The sequence below is a fragment of the Agrobacterium sp. CG160-95 genome (assembly GCF_053521725.1).
In genome coordinates this window covers 74,292-94,086 of record NZ_JBNWDU010000009.1, presented here as the reverse complement: position 1 = coordinate 94,086, position 19,795 = coordinate 74,292, and the positions used below count along the sequence as shown (strand labels likewise).

The following is a 19,795-nucleotide window of genomic DNA, read 5'->3' as shown; positions in this document are numbered from 1 at the left end:
GAGGTCAGACCTTCTGGATTTCCGGCCGGCCCAACAGACCGTAGGGGCGGAAGAACAGGATGATGATGAGAAGGGCGAAGGCGAAAACGTCCTTGTAGTCCGTGCTGACATAGCCTGCGAAAAGCGCTTCGGTCAGTCCAAGCAAGAGCCCTCCAAGAATGGCGCCGGGCAACGATCCGATCCCGCCGAGCACGGCGGCGGTGAACGCCTTGATACCCATGACGAAGCCGATGAAGAAGTTGAACGATCCGTAGTTGAAGGTCACCAGCGTCCCGCCAACGGCAGCCGTTGAGGCTCCGATGACGAAAACCGTCGAGATGATCCTGTCGGTGTTCACTCCGAGAACGGCAGAGATTCCCCGGTTTTGCTGCGTGGCCCGGCATTGCCGGCCGATCTGCGTGTGGTTGATCACATAGGTCAGGATCGCCATGGCAATCAGCGACGCCAGCAAGATCACGACCTGCATGTAGGTGATCTGCGCGAAATCCTTTTCCGTGCCGAAGCGAAAGGCGCCGCTGATCAAGATCGGCACGCCCTGATCGCGAGCGCCCTGGGCAATCTGCACATAGCTTTGCAGCATCAACGATATGCCGATGGCGGAGATCAATGGGGCGAGTTTTGTCGAGCCGCGCAACGGACTATAGGCCACCCGTTCGATCGCCCAGCCGTATACGCCAGTGACGAAACAGGTGATGACGAGTACGGAGACAAGCGCGAAAGGAACCGACTGGACCCCGAAGAAGCTCAGCAAGGCAAGCGAAATCGCTGCGATATAGGCGGAAACCATGTACACGTCGCCGTGTGCAAAATTGATCATCCGGATAACACCGTAAACCATTGTGTAGCCAACGGCGATCAAGCCGTAGATCGTGCCCAGTGTGATACCGTTCACCAGCTGTTGTGCCAGAATGTAAAAATCCATGGCGACCCCCATTTTTATTGTTTGGCAAAAGAATGCCGGCCGAAGATGCCTCGGCCGGCTCGCTTGTGCGGATGTCAGTTCGAAGCGACGGGGGTGCCCTTGTCGTCGAATTTGTAAAAGACGAACTTGAAGTCCTTGACGTCGCCCTTGTCGTTCCAGCCGAGCTTGCCGACCGCCGATTTGACGTCATTCTTTCGCAGCCACTCGATCTGCGATTTCACATCGCCATCCTTGGTGCCTTGCAGCGCAGCGACGATGGTCTGGGCGCTGGCGTAACCAAACAGCGTGTAGTTGTCCGGCGCGATATTTGCCTTCTTCAATGTAGCCTGGGCGTCGGCGGTCTCAGGGTCTTTCAGGGGATCAGCCGCGGATGAGTAGTAGACATTCGTCAGGTTCTGCGCACCGCCGGCGGATGTTACGATTTCGGTCTGCGCGAGCGCATCGCCGCTAACGAATTTGACAGTGAGGCCTTGTTCCTGAAGCTGGCGGATCAAAGGGCCAGCTTCCGGGATAAGCCCCCCGAAATAGACGGCCTCTGCACCGGAGCTCTTGATCTTGGTGACAAGCGCGTTGAAGTCGCGTTCGCCACGGGTCAGGCCTTCATAGAGAACCGGCTCGACGCCACGTTCCGCAAGGGTCCGCTTCAGCGCGTCCACCAGGCCCTGGCCGTAGGTGTCCTTGTCATGGATCAGCGCGATCTTGGTGAGCTTCAGCGTATCGAGAATGAAGCCACCTGCCACCACGGCCTGCTGGTCGTCGCGGCCGCAGGTGCGGAACATTGTGTCGAAGCCGCGATCCGTCACGATCGGATTGGTGGAAGACGGCGTTACGGTCAGAACGCCGGCGTCATTGTAAATTTCCGATGCCGGAATGGTGCTTGAAGAGCAGAAATGACCGACAACCGCCTGTACCTTGTCCTGATCGACAAAACGGTTTGCCACTGCCACGGCTTGCTTCGGCTCGCAGGCGTCATCGCCCTTGACGAGCTCGATCTGCTTGCCTTCCACGCCTCCTGCCGCGTTCACGTCTTTGATATAGGCCGAAACGCCGGTCCAGACCTGTTCGCCAAATGTGGCGTTGGCACCGGTCATCGGGCCTGCCACACCGATCTTGATCGTGTCTGCGGCAAGCGCGGGTGCGACGAGCAGCGAGGTCATCACCGCAGTGGTAGCCAAAAATTTTGTTACGGATTTCATCATCATTTCCCTCTGGTTTAAAACCGGTTCGTTGGCTTCATCCGGCGCAGGTGCGTCCCGCGTCCTGGTTTTCTTGCGACCGCTCAGGGCCGTGCAATCGATCTCAAAAGTTCCTTTCCGTTGCGCTCGGGGCGCTTTAGCCGTTGGAGGCGTCGTGGTTGCTTTCCAGTTGACACATGTATGATAAGTGATATATCCGATGAACGTCAAGCGGAATTATCGGCGCGCCCGACTGCTGTAAAATTGGTTGGAAGCTATTGAAAACGCGAAGATAATGTGCGCGCCTGTATGAACGGGACCAAATAGCTGCTCACGAAACTGGGGATCAAAAATGGTGAACAATGCACGACGAAACTGCCGCGTCGGAGTCGATATCGGTGGAACTTTTACCGACATCGCTCTCGATCTGGACGGCGCGCTGCATTCCACCAAGATCCTCACGGACTACACCGCTCCTGAGCGGGCCATTCTCAAAGGCGTCAAGGCGGTCGCCGAGCTTGCCGGCATTCACCTTTCAGAGATCGACATCCTCATCCACGGCACCACGCTCGCGACCAACGCGCTGATTGAGCGGCGCGGTGCGAAAACGGCATTCGTCACGACGGAGGGATTTCGCGATGTTCTCGAAATGCGCACGGAAAACCGTTTCGAGCAGTACGATCTGAACATTGTCTTGCCGCCCGCCCTCATCGAGCGCGCCGACCGCTTCATTGTCCGCGAGCGCGTCGATGCATCCGGAAAGGTGTTGCTTGCGCTCGACGACGCCTCGGTGAAAGCCGCTGTGGACGCGATTGAAGCTGGCGGATACGAAAGCGTTGCGATCGGCTTCATTCATGCCTATGCGAACGGCGCGCACGAGGCACAGGTCCGCTCAGCGATGCTTGAGCGCATGCCGGCCCTCTCGGTCTCGATATCGTCCGAGGTGTCGCCGCAGATGCGCGAATTCGAGCGCTTCAACACGGTCTGCGCAAATGCCTATGTAAAGCCGGCGATCAAATCCTATCTGGACCGGCTGGTGATCGCCCTGAAAGAGATCGGCGTCGGCTGCCCGGTCTACATGATCCATTCGGGCGGCGGGATCGTCTCCGTGACAAGCGCATCCGAGTTTCCGGTTCGCCTTGTGGAATCCGGCCCGGCGGGCGGCGCTATCTTCGCTGCCGACATTGCGCGCCACCATGGTCTCGATGCCGTTCTGTCGTTCGACATGGGCGGGACAACGGCGAAAATCTGCCTGATCGAGAAGCAGGTTCCCAAAACCGCCAAGACATTCGAAGTGGCACGGACCTACCGCTTCCGCAAAGGCAGCGGTATGCCAATTTCCATTCCGGTTGTCGAAATGGTTGAAATCGGCGCCGGCGGCGGTTCCATCGCCAGCGTCGATTCGATGCGCCAGATCCGCGTCGGCCCGCATAGCGCGGCGTCCGAGCCCGGGCCTGCCTGCTATCAGCGCGGCGGCACCCGGCCGACAGTCACCGATGCCGACCTCATTCTCGGCAAGCTCGATCCCGACAATTTTGCAGGCGGTGCCATTCCGCTGTCCGTTGAGGCAGGCCGCGCGGCAATGGTGAACGAGATCGGCGCGCTCCTCAATCTGGACGCCGATGCGGCCGCCTATGGCACATGCGAGATGGTCGATGAAAACATGGCCAATGCCGGACGCGTTCACACGGTTGAAAACGGCAAGGACATCTCCGACTTCACCATGATCACCTTCGGCGGCGCCGGACCGCTCCACGCCGCACGTCTTTGCGAAAAAATGGGCATATCGACCTTCCTCGTTCCGCCCGGCGCCGGCGTCGGCTCGGCGATTGGCTTTCTGCGGGCTCCTTTCGGCTACGAATCTGTGCGAAGCGCTGTGTTCAATCTCCAGCGGTTCAATGCGGCGGAGGCCAATAAACTCGTCGCCGCGATGACCGACGAGGCTCTGAGCTTTGTCGAAGGCGGTCTCGAGGGCGTGCAGCCTGTCATCGAGCGCACGGTGTTCATGCGCTATGCCGGACAGGGCTGGGACATTCCAGTCGCCCTCGCCTTCGAACAATTCGATGGCACGAGTGCTGCCGCGATCATTGAACTGTTCGAGCTTGAATATGCCCGCTTTTTTGGCCGCGCCATCGAGGGGCTGGAAATCGAGATCGTCAGCTGGTCGGTCAAGGCAAGCTCACCGCTTCCGGACGTCGCCAGGGTTGCGCCCGTCGCAACGGGCGCCGTGGTGACACCAGCATCGCAGCGCAAGCTTTTCGATGCGGCCAGCAACGCGTTTCTCGACGCAGGCATTCACGATCGCACCGATCTGGTACCCGGCAATGTCGTCAACGGCCCTGCCGTCATCGTCGAACGGGAAACGTCGACTGTTCTCACCTCTTCGTTCAAGGCAACCGTCCAGACCGACGGCTGCCTTCTCGTAACCCGTCTCTGAGGAAGATCCCATGAACCAGTCCATGATCGATATCCATATGCAGGTCATGTGGAACCGCCTCATCTCGGTCGTCGAGGAACAGGCGCAGACCCTCATCAGAACCGCTTTTTCCACCAGCGTTCGCGAAGCGGGCGACCTGTCCGCTGGCGTCTTCGATCTTAAAGGTCAGATGCTGGCGCAGGCCGTCACCGGCACGCCCGGCCACGTCAACGCGATGGCGGAATCGGTTGCGCATTTCATCAATGATATCGGCCCCGGCAATATTTTCGAGGGCGACGTCTATATCACCAACGATCCCTGGAAAGGCACCGGCCATCTTCACGACATCACCATCGTGACGCCGTCCTTCCACCGCGGCAAACTGGTCGGCTATTTCGCATCGACGGCGCATGTCGTCGATATCGGCGGTCGCGGCTTCGGGCCCGACGCGCGCGAAGTGTATGAAGAAGGCCTCTTCATCCCGATCATGAAGTTCTTCGATCGCGGAAAACTGGACCGCACACTGATCGAGATCGTCAGGAACAACGTTCGCGAAAGCGACAAGGTGGTGGGCGACTTCTATGCGCTGGCGGCCTGCAACGAAACCGGTCATCGCCGCCTGATCGACATGCTGACGGAATTCAATCTCGACGATCTCGGCACGATCGGCGCGTTCATTCTCAAGCACAGCCGCGAAGCGACCCTCGAGCGGCTACGCAATCTTCCACATGGAAGCTGGTCCTACAGCCTCGATCTCGACGGTTACGACGAGCCGGTGACCTTGGCTGCCAAGCTCACCATCGGCGCCGACGGCGTGCTGGTCGACTTTGACGGCACCTCCGGCATGAGCAAGTTCGGCATCAATGTCCCTCTCGTCTATGCCAAGGCCTATGCCTGCTACGGCATCAAATGCGTGGTGGCGCCCGAGATCCCCAACAATGCCGCTTCGCTGGCGCCGTTCGATGTGGTTGCGCCGGAAGGCTGCATTCTCAACGCAAAACGGCCGGCACCCGTGGCTGTCCGTCATGTGCTCGGTCATTTTGTCCCCGATCTCGTGCTGGGAGCCCTTCACCAGGCGTTGCCCGGCCAGGTGCCGGCCGAAGGTGCCAGCGCGCTCTGGAACCTTCACATGAGCGTTCGCCCGGTCTCCGACCAGATCGGCGGCAAGGGTGCTGAAATCCTGATGTTCAATTCCGGCGGAAGCGGTGCGCGCCCTGCCCTGGACGGCCTCAACGCCACCGCCTTTCCAAGCGGCGTGCACACGATGCCGATCGAGGCGACCGAAAATGTCGGCCCGGTGATCGTCTGGCGCAAGGAATTGCGCGAGGGATCGGGTGGCGCCGGTGCGCATCGCGGCGGTCTCGGACAAACCATCGAGATCTCGGCTGCCGAAGGCTACAGCTTCCGGTTTTCGGCCATGTTCGACCGGCTCGAACATCCGGCGCGCGGCCGCGACGGCGGCCAGGCCGGTGCTTCCGGGTCGGTTTCGCTGGATGATGGCACCCAATTGCGCGGCAAGGGCCTGCAGTTCGTGCCGGCAGACAGGAAGCTCGTTCTCCAGCTTCCCGGCGGTGGCGGTTATGGTGATCCATCCGAGCGGCCTGCCACGACGGTGAGCCATGATCTGAAGCAAGGCTACATCACGGCTGAGCAGGCAGAGACATATACGGACAAGAAGACGGGCACAGACAAAAAGGCGGGAGGAGCGGAAGCATGAATATGATCAGGTTCGAGAGCACCAAGGCAGCGAGCATCAAGTCGTCACCGTCCATGGCCGTTTCGATGGCCGCCAAGGCGATGCGCGCCAAGGGTGAGAACGTCATCGACCTTTCGCTGGGCGAGCCGGACTTCGAAACGCCGGACTTTATCGTCGAAGCGGCAATCGAAGCGATGCGCAACGGCAAGACGCGATACACCAGCCCCGATGGCCTGGAGGAGCTTCGCGCGGCGATCGTTGCAAAGTTCAAGCGCGAAAACGGTCTGGACTACGCCACGGACCAGATTTCGATTGGCAATGGTGCAAAACAAATTCTGTTCAATGCCTTTCTCGGCACGTTGGAGCCGGGCGACGAGGTCGTCGTTCCCGCTCCCTATTGGGTCTCCTATACGGATATCGTCATCCTCCATGGCGGTGTTCCGCGGGTTGTCCCCTGCGGCGTGGAAGATGATTTCAAATTGACACCGAAGCGCCTCGAAGCGGCCATTACGCCGAAGACCCGCTGGTTCCTGTTCAATTCCCCCTCCAACCCGACCGGCGCCATCTATACGGCAGCCGAGCTTGCGGCGCTGGGCGCGGTGCTGGACCGTCACCCACACGTGTCCGTCATGTCGGACGAGATTTACGAGCATATCGTCTGCGGCGATGTTCCGTTCACGTCGTTTGCCAATGCCTGCCCGCAGCTTGCCGACCGGACGCTGATCATCAATGGGGTTTCGAAAGCCTATGCGATGACCGGCTGGCGGCTCGGCTATGCCGCCGGTCCAACGAGCCTGACAAAGGTTCTGAACAAGATGCAGTCGCAAAGCACGACCTGCCCCTCGTCGATCTCGCAGATCGCCGCAGCGGCGGCTCTGAATGGGCCGCAGGACTTCGTGACGCGCGCCGTTGCCGAATACAAGCGGCGCGGTGCGCTGGTCGCCAAGGGCTTTTCGGCAATCCCGGGCCTGGAAGTGCGGCCACCTGACGGAGCGTTTTATCTTTTCCCGAAATTCGCCGCTTATATTGGCAAGACCGCCCCGGACGGCAGCCGCATCGGCAACGATACGGAACTGGCGAGCTACCTGCTGACATCCGCCAAGGTGGCGACGGTTCCAGGGGCGGCGTTCGGCGTCGAACCCTATATCCGCCTGTCATTCGCGACGTCGCAGGAAAACCTGTCTATTGCGATCGATCGGGTCGCCGACGCGCTCGCCCAACTTCGTTGAATATGATTGCGGGATAAGATCATGACTGATTACCAGCGTACGCTTCTCACCGGTGCTGCCGGTGCGCTCGGGACCGAACTGCGCAAATCGGGCACCAAGCTTGGCAAAATCGTTCGTCTATCCGCACGCAAATCGTGCCAGGATCTGGCGCCTCACGAGGAGGATATGCCGGCTGACCTTGCCGATTTCGACGCCGTCTCTGCGGCGGTCAAAGGCTGTGATGCGATCATCCACATGGGCGGCCAGGGTCTTGAAGGACCGTGGAAGACCATTCTCGATGCCAACATCGCAGGCAGCTACAACCTCTACGAGGCCGCGCGGCAGCACGGCGTGAAACGTATCGTCTATGCAAGTTCGGTGCATGCAATCGGCTTTTACGAACGCACCGAGATGATCGACGGCAATGTCCCGACACGGCCGGACAGTCTCTACGGCGTTTCCAAAACGTTCGTGGAAAATCTCGCACGCTACTACTTCGACAAGTTCGGCATCGAGACGGTGTCGCTTCGCATCGGCTCGAGCTTTCCCGAGCCAACCGACCGCCGCCACCTGATCACCTGGCTATCCTATCGCGACTGCCGGCAGCTCGTCGAAAAGAGCCTTGCGGCCCCCCGCGTCGGCTTCATGGTGGCCTACGGCATGTCGAACAACAGCGAGTCCTTCTGGGACAACCGGACGGCCGCCGTCCTCGGCTACAAGCCGCAGGACAGCGCGGACGACTACCGCGAAAAGGTATTGGCCAACACGTCGCAGGGCGACCCGAATGATCCGGCCGTGCGGTTTCAGGGCGGAAGCTTCTGTGCCGCCGGTCATTACGAAGACGATCACAAATAACGGGTGCAATCATGCAATCTTCCAAGACGTCCTATGATGTGGTGATTGTCGGCGGCGCGGTCGTCGGCAGCGCCACGGCCTACTTCCTCGCCACCAATCCCGATTTCAAAGGCTCGATCCTGGTGATCGAAAAGGACTGGAGTTATGCCCGGTCGGCGACCGCGCTCTCGTCGAGTTCGATCCGTCATCAATTCTCCAATCCGATCAACGTTCAGATATCGCAATTCGGCACCGACTTCATCCGGGACTTCAGGACGCATGTCATTGTTGATGGCGACGCGCCGGAACTCGGCTTCCATGAGAACGGCTACCTGTTTCTGGCAGGCGACGAAAAAGGGCGGGCGGTTCTGGAACGGAACCACGCCACGCAGGTGTCGTGCGGGGCGCAGGTCAGACTGCTGGAGCCGGACGCGCTCGGCGCTCGCTTCCCGTGGCTTAACCTCGAAGGTCTGACGCTCGGCAGCTACGGCGAGCGCGGGGAAGGCTGGTTCGACAGTTCCGGCCTGATGCAAGGGTTCCGCAAGAAGGCACGCTCTCTTGGCGCCGAATATATCGAAGACGAGGTGATCGCAATCAATCGTCAGGGTGACAGGATCGTGTCGGTGACTACCAAAAGCGGGCAAACGATTGTCTGTGGCACCCTGGTCAATGCATCGGGCACCCGCGGCAAGAAGATGGCGCGCATGGCCGGTCTCGACATTCCCGTGGAGCCGCGCCGCAGGTCGCTTTTCGTCGTCGACTGCAAGACGCCGCTACCGGGCGTGGTCGGCCTGACGATCGATCCGACCGGCGTCTTCTTCCGCCCCGAGGGCCAGTTCTATCTGATGGGGACCTATCCCAAGCATGACCCGGAAGTTGACCCCGAAGATTTCGACGTCATGCATGACGAGTTCGAGGAAGAAATCTGGCCGATCCTCGCGGAACGCGTCCCGGCCTTCGAGGCGATCAAGGTCGTCAATGCCTGGGCCGGGCATTACGACTACTGCACGCTCGACCATAACGTCATTCTCGGCCCTCATAGCGCGGTCCGCAACTTCCTGTTTGCCAATGGCTTCAGCGGGCACGGTCTCCAGCAATCGCCAGCCATGGGCCGGGGATTGAGTGAACTGATCACCTACGGCGCCTTCAAGACGCTCGATCTGTCGCCGTTTGGGTACGAGCGCGTGCCAGCCAACCGCCCCTTCCTGGAAGACGCGGTCATCTAAATCAGAATAGAGTGAGGGGAAATGCCGATGGCGACCACCAAAAACACCCGCAATGGCGGGCAGGTTCTTATTGACGCATTGCGTATCCATGGCGTCGAACGTGCTTTTTGCGTGCCGGGCGAGAGCTATCTTGCGGCACTGGACGCACTCCATGACGCCGCCGACGACATCGAGCTGATCGTCTGCCGGCAGGAAGGCGGCGCGGCCTATATGGCGGAAGCCTATGGCAAGATGACGGGTAAACCCGGCATCTGCTTCGTGACACGCGGGCCTGGGGCGACCAACGCCTCCGTCGGTGTTCACACGGCCTTTCAGGACTCGACCCCGATGATTCTGTTCATCGGTCAGGTCGCACGCGATCAGGTCGAACGGGAAGCCTTCCAGGAACTCGACTATCGCCGGATGTTCGGCCAGATGGCCAAATGGGTTGTCGAAATCGATGACGCCGCCCGCATTCCGGAATTGATCAGCCAGGCGTTCCACAGGGCCATGAACGGTCGTCCGGGACCGATCGTCGTTGCGCTGCCGGAAGATATGCTGACGGATGAAGTAACCGTTGCTGATGTTCCAGCGTTCAAGAAGGTCGAGGCCCATGCCGGCGAGGCGCAACTCGCTGAACTTGTCACCCTTCTTGATAAGGCCGAACGGCCGATGATTGTCGCCGGCGGTGGCGGCTGGACGACAGCTGCGGTCAACAACCTTCGTAAATTTTCTGAGGCGTTTTCTCTCCCCGTTGCCGCGTCCTTCCGCTGCCAGGACCTGTTCGACAACACGCATCCCAATTATGCGGGTGATCTGGGATTGGCCGCAGGCCCGAAACTCATTCAGCACGTGAAGGACTGTGATCTCCTCATCTCTATCGGCGCCCGGCTGGGTGAAATGACGACGGGGGCCTACACCCTCATCGACATCCCGGTTCCCAGGCAGATCCTTGTTCACATTCACCCCGGCGCGGAAGAACTGGGGCGTGTTTATCATGCGACGCTTCCAATCAACGCGGCAGTCGGTGCTTTTCTCTCGCAGGCAATCAAGCTCAAGCCGGCAGCTCCGCCCCGGTGGACGGAATGGACCAGGACCGCGCATGCTGATTATCTGGAAAACCTGGTGCACCCACAGGTTCCCGGTCCTGTCCAGATGGGCGACATCATGGCGTGGTTGCGCGGACATCTGCCCGCCGACTCGATCCTGACGACCGGCGCCGGCAACTACTCTGCATGGGCGCACCGGTTCTATCAGTACCGGCACTTCCGCACACAGCTGGGACCAACGAACGGCTCGATGGGATACGGCGTTCCGGCAGCGATCGCCGCGAAGATTACCGACCGAGCCCGCACGGTGGTCGCCTTTGCAGGCGATGGCTGCTTCCTGATGAACGGCCAGGAGCTGGCCACGGCAATGCAGTATGATGCGCGTGTCATCTTTCTCGTCATCAACAACGGCATGTACGGCACCATCCGGATGCATCAGGAACGGAGCTATCCTGGCCGCGTTTCCGGCACGCAGCTGACGAACCCCGACTTCGCCGCCCTTGCCCGTTCCTACGGGCTACACGGTGAAACGGTCGAGGCGACAGAGCAGTTCGCCGACGCCTTCCTGCGTTCCGAGGCATCGGGAAAACCCGCGCTGATCGAGATCAGGATTGATCCTGAGGCGCTGACCCCGAAAATGAGCCTCTCGCAAATTCGCGACCAGGCCATCGCGCAAGGTCGATAGCCAAGCAGAACGACAAAGCCCGCCTGCTGGCGCGGGCGGGCTTTGTATGTTTCAGCCCCATCGCCCCGGCTTGGGACTGGAGTCGATCTCGTCTCGCGCCGGATCATGGAACGCGTTGACATAGAGAGCCAGGAGCGACGCGAGAAACTGGCGCACGGCTCGCATGGATTATTCTGCCAGTTCGGTGCTGGCGGGCTCGTCCAGCATGGTCCGGTAGCGATTGAGGCTTTCCTCAAGGTGCTGCGCCAGGGCGTTCTTGGCAGCCTTGGCATCCCCTTGGGTGATCGCCGACATGATCGCTGCATGCTCCTTGTTGATCTTCTTCAGATAGCTCTGATAGGTCCGCGCCGACTGGCGATGCTTCAACACGAGATCAAAGCTAATTTCACCGATGACCGCTTCCAGGAAGCGCGGAAAATGCGGATTGCGCGTGGCCTTTGCGATCGCTAGATGAAATTCGAAATCGGCCTGCGCTTCAATCTCTGCGTCGTCCGTCTGAAGACCCTCGAGATGATCATAGGCCCTGGCGATCTCGGCGAGTGCCTCTGGCGTGCGTCGTGCCGCGGCGAGTGCAACGGACTGCATTTCCACGCCAAGGCGCAATTCAAGGATCTGCATCGCAGACCTGATGTCGTCAATCCGGCTGATCTCGAAATTGAGCGACTTGCTGTCCCTGTCGGTCACATACACGCCGGCGCCTTGACGGGCGATAACGCGTCCGCTGACCTTAAGCGACGTCAGCGCCTCGCGAATGACCGTTCTGCTGACGCCGAACTCCTCGCATAGCAATGCGCTCGATGGTATCTTCTCGCCGGGCGTATAGAGGCCCGAGTCGATGCGCGTGGTCAATTGCGCTACGACTATTTCGGCAAGGTTGCCGCGCTGGGTTATCACGGACACATTATTGCTCCAAATTTCGGCGGACTCGATAGAGACCTCACATATCACATATCATGTCAATCCTAGCTAAGCGACGGCGATTTATCAACAATGAGAGCGTTGATCACCTGAAGCGGATGTTTCAGGGACTTCTCCTCCATGATTTTCACCTGAGACCGACAGGAATACCCCGTCGCCATCAATGTCTCGCCTTCTTCCGGGCGAGAAAACGCATCAGTCCAGCTCAGCGCATAGATTGCGTCAGATAATCCGCGATTGCGAACCTCGTGGCCGAAGGTGCCGGCCATTCCACAACACCCGACTTTCGCCAGAGCCAGTTTGATCCCGAGACTTGCAAAGATAGCCGACCATTGAGCGCCGGCGGCCGGAACGCTGGTTTGTTCCGTACAGTGAAGAAACAGCTTGAAAACCCCGATATCACCGAGAACGGCCCCTCGTTGAAGGAGATCCAGGTTCCTGGAAAGCCACTCCTGTGGCAACAGAACCGTCGGCACCTTGCCGATCGAAGGCAGGTTCGCATATTCGCTGCGGTAAACCAGCGTCATTGACGGATCCAATCCAACGAGCGTCGCTCCCGCTTCGGACAGTGCGTTCAGGTAGCTGCTGGTATCCGATGCCTTTCTCGCAAATCTGCCGAGATATCCGTGGACATGCAGGGCCTTGCCGTTTTCGTGGAGCGCTGACACGAAGGGAATGAAGCCCATTCGTCGTGCCAGGTCGATGGCATCGAGAACGACCTGGGAATCGAAATATGTCGTGAAAGCGTCCTGTACGAAGACAACCGTCCGGGCACGCTCTTCCGCCGGAAGGCGCAAGATCCGCTCAGGCGTCGCGGTTGCGACACCGCGATCCTTGAACCCTCGTCGGGCAGATCGCGGCGACATCTCAGGCAGCGCCGTCAATCCCACGAACGTCAAAAGACGCCGGCCAATTCGGCTGCCGACGCATGCGTTGTAGCTCGACTTCATCCAAGCCATCGCAGGCAGGACTGTTTCGATGGACGCGACCAAGGGATCCTTCAGAGGACGCAGATACCGTCCATAGTACAGTTCAAGGAATTTTGCCCGAAACGCGGGAACGTTGACCTTCACGGGGCATTGTCCAGCACATGCCTTGCAGGCGAGACAGGTGTCCATCGATTGCCGGACCACATGGGAAAAATCCGATCGGTTGGCGGGATTGATTGAATTCCAGGCCCGAGTAACCACGCGCCCGAAGCCGAGGGCGCTTCTTTGACGCTCCGCCTCGCGTCTCGGGTCAATCCCGTTTGTTGTCAGCAAGCGAAGCCATTCGCGCATGAGCGAAGCCCTGCCCTTTGGCGAATAGCGCCTGTCACGGCTTCCCTTGAACGATGGGCACATGAGCGAGGTCTCGCTGAAATCGAAGCATGCGCCGTTGCCGTTGCAGTAGGCTGCATTGTCGAAGGCTGCGCGGATCTCGGCGCCGATGGTGCGATCGAAGCTGCCGCGCAGCGGCACTTCATTGATCTTTGTGAGATCCCCCGGCCCGGCGGCCGCGATCTTGCCGGGATTGAGTTGATTGAAGGGATCGAACGCCTGTTTGATTTCCTGCAGGCACGGATAAAGATCGCCGAAAAAGAGCGGCACATATTCCGACCTGACCCCCTTTCCATGTTCGCCCCAAAGCACGCCACCATATTTTCGGGTGAGTGCGACAACGCTATCGCTCACGCGCCTGACCAGGAGAGCGTGATCCTCACGCGTCAGATCGAGTGCCGGCCGCACATGCAAAACACCCGCGTCGACGTGACCGAACATGCCGTATTCGAGGCCCTCGCCGTCCAGGAGCTCTCTGAACTCCCGGATATAGGCAGCCAGATTCTCGGGCGGCACTGCGGTGTCCTCGACGAATGCCACGGGTCGGACGGCCCCCTCGACATTTCCGAGCAGCCCCACGGCCCGCTTGCGCATCGTCCAGATCGCGTCGATGTCCGTCTTGGACGTTGCAACCGTAAAACCGTTTCTTCCCGGAATGGGATGACTGTCCAGTCGCGAGGTCACCGTCGCGATCTTACCGGCCAGTTCGTCCTGATTGTCCGCAAGAACCTCAACGATATTGATCCCGTTGGCCATTCCCGCGGCATCATCGGGAAAGAAGAGCGAGATTGCCGGCCAGACGATGTCACCCTTGGCCAGGCGCAACACCTTCTCATCCACGGTTTCGACGGAAGCCACCCTCATGGCCGTCAGCTCGCGCGCGTCTTCAAGGGCCGTGTTAAAATTCTCGTAGCGGATGTTGATGAGCGCGGCGCAGGCAGGAATTGGAAGCAGATTCAGTTCCGCCTCGGCGATCATCGCCAGGGTACCCTCCGATCCGCAGAGGACAGAATTCACGTTCAGCCCGCCGTCTTCCGATCTCAGATGGGCAAGGTCATAGCCGGTGAGGTAACGGTTCAGTTTCGGGAAAGTCTGGTCAATCAGCATCCGATTGTCCCGCTCAATCCGATCGAGGACACGGCAGATCTCCCCTACGCGATCGGATCGCTGTTGCAACTGCGCCAGTTGCTGCGGCGTCGTGGCACGGGACCACCAATCGGTTCCGTCCGCAAATATGACGCGGAGGCCTATTACATGATTGCTGGTTTTTCCGTAGACGCACGACCCCTGGCCGGACGCATCCGTGTTGATCATCCCTCCGATCGTCGCCCTGTTGGAGGTCGAGAGCTCAGGCGCGAAGAACAGCCCATGCGGTTCGAGCGCCCTGTTCAACTGATCCTTGACGACACCCGCTTCGACGCGAGCAATCCGTCGAACCGGGTCTATTTCGAGAATTCGGTTCATATGGCGCGAACAATCTACAACGATACCGTCGGAAAGGGACTGGCCATTCGTGCCCGTTCCGCCGCCCCTCATGGCGAGGACGACGGTCGAAAACTTCGGCTCTGAGACCACCTTTGAAATGGCGACCAAATCGTCACCGCCTCGCGGAAAAAGGACACCGGCGGGCGCAACCTGATAGATTGAATTGTCAGTGGAATACACGGTGCGTGTCGCCTCACTGACGTCGATATCTCCGCGAAACCCCGCCTCGACAAGGTGTTCGAAGAAACCGGTTCTCGGCATGGCGTGGGAAGATGTGGCGACGAGGCGAGGGATCATTTGCGCGTCCGAAAAAAGATCTTGAAACCTTGAAAGTTGGCATATAAGTGATATCATACCAATAAATCAAGGCAACCAAATAAGGGGTGGACTATGAAAGACCAGACGGTGGTTATCGTTGGCGGAGCATCCGGGCTGGGCCTGACGACCGCAAAGCTTATGGTTTCGCATGGCGCCACGAAAATCGGCTTGATCGATCGCAACGAACAACTGCTCGAAACGGCAGCCGAAACGTTGAGAGGCCTGGGGGTCGAAGTGGCAACCGCTGCGGCCGACATATCCATCGGTGAGAGCGCGCATCATGGCTTTGATGCGGTCGCCCAGAAGCTTGGCCGTGTCCATTCCCTGGTCAACAGCGCGGCTATTTACCCACGCAAGTCGATCCTCGAGATCACCGACGCGGACTGGGATCTCGAAAACGCAATCAACATCAAGGGCACCTACCATATGATGGTTGCCGCCGTTCTGCACATGCGCAACTACGTGAACCCGCCTGAGGTGGTGACCGGCCGGATCGTCAACATCACCTCCGTCGACGCATTCAAGGCGCACCCGCAAAACGCCCACTATGCGGCGACCAAGGCAGCGGTCGTCAGCCTCACCAAGTCCTTCGCGCAGGAATGTGCGAAGGATCAGATCCTCGTCAACTCTGTCGCGCCCGCCGGCTTTGCCACTGACCGCGCCAAGGAACTCGGCTTTCTCCCGGAACTGGCAAAAGCGAGCGCTTTGGGTCGGGCGGCCGAGCCGGTCGAGATGGCGGAATGGATTGTCATGATGGCAAGTAGCCGCAACACCTATGCGACGGGCGAAAACGTCGTCATCAGCGGAGGTTACATCTATGTCTGAACCTCTCCCCTATCGCACTGCTGTCGTTACCGGTGCGACCAGCGGGATTGGCCGTGCGACGGTCCTGAAACTGCGCGAGCTTGGGCTGACAGTCTACGCCGTTGGCAGGAACGAAGACAAGTTGCAGGAATTGGCGGCGCTTTCCGGCGCCAAGCCCATCAAGGCAGATGTGCGCGATACAGGAGAAATCTTCGACCGACTATCTGGTGTCGAAGTCGATATCTTCGTCAACAATGCCGGCATTCTCTCTACCCGGGCATCGTTCCATGAAATCGATCCCGCCGAGATTGACGCCATGATCGACATCAACCTCAAGGCGCCGATGCATCTGACGCGGGCGTTCCTCCCCGGAATGGTTGAGAGGAAACGCGGCCATCTGATCTATCTCGGCTCCAGCGGCGGTCATGCACCCTACCCCTCCATGGGCGCTTACGGCCCCTCAAAGGCAGGCTTGAGCCTTTTTTGCGACAACTTGCGTTGCGATTTGCTGGGGACGTCCGTCCGCGTCAGCGAGGTTGTGCCGGGCCGGGTCCAGACTGAACTCTATCGCACGGCAATCGCCGGAAACCAGGCGCAAGAGCTTCTTTACGATGGCTATCGCCCAATCCAGCCCGAGAATATTGCCACCATTATCGCCAACGTGATCACGCTCCCGACATTCGTCGATGTGTCGCGTATCGAGGTCTTTCCCACTGACCAGGCGACCGGCGGCGGTACCATGGTCAAATATCAACCGTAACAGCGACGGCAAACGCACCATCATGGAAACCTCATCGATCTGTTCGTTTCCTTCCTTGTACCAAATTGAAGGAGGCCCAGTTGAAGGACAGAAAAACTGAAATCGCCAAAGAGCTGGACCTCTCTGTTCACTACCGTCCAATTGCGCTGAGGGCGGTACTCGCCGCGCACACGGTCTGCGCAGATACGCCCTGGACTGATCGGGAGGTGCCGCAACGGCAGACCCGGATGGTGAATGCTCGACTGGAAGCGGATAGGGATTGAGGGCCGTCATGGAAGGCACATTGGGTTTCGTTGGCACCGGCACAATCACCGAGGCGATTATCACCGGTGTTTTCGCCAAGCCGAATCCTGCGGTCGAAATTCTGGTTTCGCCTCGCAATACCGACGTGGCTGCAAAGCTCGCGGAACGATATCCTGCCGTTCGGATCGCCAGCAGCAACCAGGAAATCGTGGATGCCGCGGATATGCTCTTCCTCGCTGTCCGCCCGCAGGTTGCCGAGGAGGTGATACGGTCGCTGCGCTTTCGCCCTGATCAGCTCATTGTCAGTCTCATCGCCGCGGTTCAGGAAGCAAAGCTCGTGGAGTGGATCGACCAAAAGGTTGATCTCGTCCGGGCGGTTCCACTTCCATTCGTCGCCGACCGAACGGGTGTCACGATGCTCTATCCACCCGAACTCCGCACCGCCTCGTTCTTTTCGGAGCTCGGAGCCGCCGTCGAATGCGAAACTCAAAATGAGTACGATCTGCTCACAGCGGCGAGCGCCATGATGGGGACTTATTTTGGTATTCTGGAGGGCGCGACAGATTGGCTGGCAAGCCAGGGCATACCCGATCAAAAAGCACGAGATTATCTTGTTTCGCTTTTTGCCAGCCTCGGCAAGGTCAGCGCAAAATCGGTCGAGCGCCCTCCGGGCGATCTACGACGCGAGTTCTCTACGAGAGGTGGCCTGAACGAGCAGTTCTTCAGAGAGTTCGAGCAGGGTGGCGGAATTGAGGCGTTGACTGCGGCACTAGCAAGCGTCCTGCGTCGGATCAAAACATAGAGCGCCGTCAGATTTCGAGTGGGCGTTGGCAAGGCCAGGCAAAAACCGGCGTCGGCCTCGCCGGTGGCGCACATGCGCTTGGCCATCCGCTCGGGTATGTCTGGTACGGGGATTGCCGGGACAGACGGATTGGATGTGAGGGGAGCCGGTGCGCGCTACGTATTCTCCACAATGTGCATCGGCATCGGTCGGGGGTATCGCGGTCATTATAGAGCGCGCATCACCGCTAGGGCGTTTCATGTTTTGACGGAAGCATAGCCTGCGTTGGCCAGATAGTTTGAGCATTCGAAGCCTACCTTGATGTCACCGAGAATCTGAAGGGTATGGAGATCGCCACCGAGATTGCCCAGGAGATCCGCGCCAAGATCAAGCAGGTCACCGGGCTCAGCGCCTCAGCCGGCATTTCCTACAACAAGTTCCTCGCCAAGATGGCCAGCGACTTGAACAAACCCAATGGCCAGGCTGTCATCACGCCGAAGAACGGGCCACGCTTTGTTGAAGCCCTCCCCGTCAAGAAATTCCATGGCGTCGGGCCGGCGACGGCTGAGCGCATGCGCAAATACGGGATCGAAACCGGGCACGATCTGAAATCGAAGTCGCTCATCTTCCTGCAGGAGCATTTCGGGAAGTCCGGTCCTTATTTTTATGGCATCGCCCGTGGCATTGATGAGCGCCAGGTCAGGCCCGACCGCATCCGCAAATCGGTCGGAGCTGAAGACACATTCGCGGAGGATATCGATGGTCTCGAACGCGCGACGGCGGAGCTAAAGCCGCTTGCGGAGAAGGTCTGGCGCTATTGCGAGGCACAGGTCATCAGCGGCAAGACGGTGACCGTAAAGATCAAATAGTCGGATTTCACCCAGGCGAAGCGTAGTCAGACTTGCACAGTGCCGTTCGCAAACATGGCGGATGTATTCGACGCGGCATCAGGACTTCTGGCAACCGTCTATCCCTTCAAACGGTCCGTGCGCCTGTTGGGCGTGACCCTCTCGTCGCTGACGAACGATCAACTCATCGACGCGACCGACGGGCAGCCGCAACTCGATCTCAACCTGTAGCAGGAACGAGGCGCCGAAAATGAAAAAGCCTGCCGCGGGAGGAGGTGCGCAGGCTTTCCGAGTGAGGATGGCTTTGAGTCAGGTTCAGCGCCCGCTCCACTGTTCGGATCGCGAGGACTGACTATCGACTAAGGGTCACCGGCAGGAAAAGCCGCCGTCGATCGGCAGGGAGACGCCTGTGATCATGGAGGCAGCATCGCTCAGCAGGAACACGATGGGAGCGGCGATCTCGTCTTCCGTGGCCCAGCGTCCCAACGGCATTTGTTTCAGGAACGGCTCGGCAACCTCCGGCTGGCTCCAGTGGCCGGACGAGATCGGCGTCATCACGACGGTTGGATTGACGCTGTTGACGCGAATACCGTATTTCCCGAGCTCCAGCGCCGAAACGCGTGTGATGTTGTCGAGCGCGGCCTTCGACGAGCCGTAGGAGATATGGCCTTCGAGAGCGACCAGCGCGGCTTGGCTGGAAACGTTGACGATGGCGCCGCCTTTTCCCAGTCGCACCATCGACTGGGTGGCGTATTTGGTCACCAGTAGCGCACCGCGGGCGTTGATGCTGATGACCTTGTCGAAAATCGCAATATCCGTGTCCATCGGCGTGGCGATTTCTCCGCCGAAGCCGCCGCAATTGACGACGCCCCACAGGTCGACGCCTTCCAGGGCGGTACGGATTTCTGCCTCAGAGGCGAGATCGAAAACGACGGTCCGGCAGCCGGTCTCCTTTGCGATCACATCGAGCGCCTCCTTCGAACGCCCCGCGGCGATCACGTCCGCATTCGCGGCCCGCAGGTGCCGGACGGTGGCGCCGCCGATTCCGCCGCTGCCGCCGGTTACAAGAATCGTGCGTCCCTGGAAATTCGTCATCTCTTTCCTCCCTGTTGTATCCGCAAACGATCCT

General features: G+C 59.4%; 15 protein-coding genes and 1 pseudogene. 11 read left to right on the top strand and 5 right to left on the bottom strand.

Going from position 1 to position 19,795, the window contains the following annotated elements:
• Positions 1 to 4: 4 nt before the first annotated feature.
• Together ACQZ63_RS24525 and ACQZ63_RS24520 are read right to left on the bottom strand one after the other, a co-directional pair.
• Positions 5 to 922: an ABC transporter permease subunit gene (locus ACQZ63_RS24525; protein ID WP_173998142.1), complete on the bottom strand. Its 918-nt coding sequence runs from the start codon at positions 920 to 922 to the stop codon at positions 5 to 7.
• A gap of 74 nt (positions 923 to 996) precedes the next feature.
• Positions 997 to 2,118 (bottom strand): branched-chain amino acid ABC transporter substrate-binding protein, encoded by a 1,122-nt coding sequence (locus ACQZ63_RS24520; RefSeq protein WP_173998140.1) that lies wholly within the window; start codon positions 2,116 to 2,118, stop codon positions 997 to 999.
• Between the two features lie 331 nt (positions 2,119 to 2,449).
• On the opposite strand from ACQZ63_RS24520, the gene ACQZ63_RS24515 reads away from it, so the two are divergent.
• From ACQZ63_RS24515 to ACQZ63_RS24490, 6 genes are read left to right on the top strand one after another with little or no spacing between them, the layout of a single operon-like run.
• Complete coding sequence (locus ACQZ63_RS24515; RefSeq protein ID WP_173998138.1) at positions 2,450 to 4,534, top strand: hydantoinase/oxoprolinase family protein; 2,085 nt, start codon at positions 2,450 to 2,452, stop codon at positions 4,532 to 4,534.
• Between the two features lie 10 nt (positions 4,535 to 4,544).
• Positions 4,545 to 6,230, top strand: a complete 1,686-nt coding sequence (locus ACQZ63_RS24510) for a hydantoinase B/oxoprolinase family protein (protein WP_173998136.1) — start codon at positions 4,545 to 4,547, stop codon at positions 6,228 to 6,230.
• Complete coding sequence (locus ACQZ63_RS24505; RefSeq protein WP_173998133.1) at positions 6,227 to 7,438, top strand: pyridoxal phosphate-dependent aminotransferase; 1,212 nt, start codon at positions 6,227 to 6,229, stop codon at positions 7,436 to 7,438. The genes ACQZ63_RS24510 and ACQZ63_RS24505 overlap by 4 nt, the downstream gene beginning before the upstream one ends.
• Positions 7,439 to 7,459: 21 nt before the next feature.
• Positions 7,460 to 8,272 (top strand): NAD-dependent epimerase/dehydratase family protein, encoded by an 813-nt coding sequence (locus tag ACQZ63_RS24500; RefSeq protein WP_153516254.1) that lies wholly within the window; start codon positions 7,460 to 7,462, stop codon positions 8,270 to 8,272.
• A gap of 11 nt (positions 8,273 to 8,283) precedes the next feature.
• Positions 8,284 to 9,477: an NAD(P)/FAD-dependent oxidoreductase gene (locus tag ACQZ63_RS24495; RefSeq protein ID WP_173998131.1), complete on the top strand. Its 1,194-nt coding sequence runs from the start codon at positions 8,284 to 8,286 to the stop codon at positions 9,475 to 9,477.
• Positions 9,478 to 9,504: 27 nt separating this feature from the next.
• Positions 9,505 to 11,190 (top strand): thiamine pyrophosphate-binding protein, encoded by a 1,686-nt coding sequence (locus ACQZ63_RS24490; protein ID WP_419457071.1) that lies wholly within the window; start codon positions 9,505 to 9,507, stop codon positions 11,188 to 11,190.
• 168 nt (positions 11,191 to 11,358) lie between these two features.
• Here the strand turns inward: ACQZ63_RS24490 and ACQZ63_RS24485 are convergent, their stop codons facing one another.
• A complete protein-coding gene (locus ACQZ63_RS24485) occupies positions 11,359 to 12,090 on the bottom strand; it encodes an FCD domain-containing protein (RefSeq protein ID WP_173998127.1) in 732 nt (243 codons plus the stop codon).
• Positions 12,091 to 12,152: 62 nt separating this feature from the next.
• Complete coding sequence (gene ydiJ, locus ACQZ63_RS24480; protein ID WP_173998125.1) at positions 12,153 to 15,209, bottom strand: D-2-hydroxyglutarate dehydrogenase YdiJ; 3,057 nt, start codon at positions 15,207 to 15,209, stop codon at positions 12,153 to 12,155.
• Between the two features lie 93 nt (positions 15,210 to 15,302).
• On the opposite strand from ydiJ, the gene ACQZ63_RS24475 reads away from it, so the two are divergent.
• The 5 genes and pseudogenes from ACQZ63_RS24475 to dinB all read left to right on the top strand — a co-directional run.
• Positions 15,303 to 16,055 carry an SDR family NAD(P)-dependent oxidoreductase gene (locus ACQZ63_RS24475; protein WP_173998123.1) on the top strand — a complete coding sequence of 251 codons (753 nt, stop codon included), beginning with the start codon at positions 15,303 to 15,305 and terminating at the stop codon, positions 16,053 to 16,055.
• Positions 16,048 to 16,794 (top strand): SDR family oxidoreductase, encoded by a 747-nt coding sequence (locus ACQZ63_RS24470; protein WP_173998121.1) that lies wholly within the window; start codon positions 16,048 to 16,050, stop codon positions 16,792 to 16,794. Before ACQZ63_RS24475 ends, ACQZ63_RS24470 begins: the two co-directional genes overlap by 8 nt.
• Positions 16,795 to 16,874: 80 nt before the next feature.
• The gene (locus ACQZ63_RS24465) at positions 16,875 to 17,057 is read left to right on the top strand and encodes a hypothetical protein (protein ID WP_173998119.1); all 183 of its coding nucleotides are present in this window, start codon (positions 16,875 to 16,877) and stop codon (positions 17,055 to 17,057) included.
• Between the two features lie 8 nt (positions 17,058 to 17,065).
• Positions 17,066 to 17,839, top strand: coding sequence for a pyrroline-5-carboxylate reductase (locus ACQZ63_RS24460; RefSeq protein WP_173998117.1), 774 nt, complete (start codon positions 17,066 to 17,068; stop codon positions 17,837 to 17,839).
• Between the two features lie 287 nt (positions 17,840 to 18,126).
• Positions 18,127 to 18,897, top strand: a pseudogene (dinB, locus tag ACQZ63_RS24455) (DNA polymerase IV); the annotation flags it as partial.
• 135 nt (positions 18,898 to 19,032) lie between these two features.
• Here dinB and ACQZ63_RS24450 read toward each other — a convergent pair.
• On the bottom strand, positions 19,033 to 19,761 hold the full coding sequence (locus ACQZ63_RS24450) for an SDR family oxidoreductase (RefSeq protein WP_173998114.1): 729 nt from the start codon (positions 19,759 to 19,761) through the stop codon (positions 19,033 to 19,035).
• Positions 19,762 to 19,795: the final 34 nt, after the last annotated feature.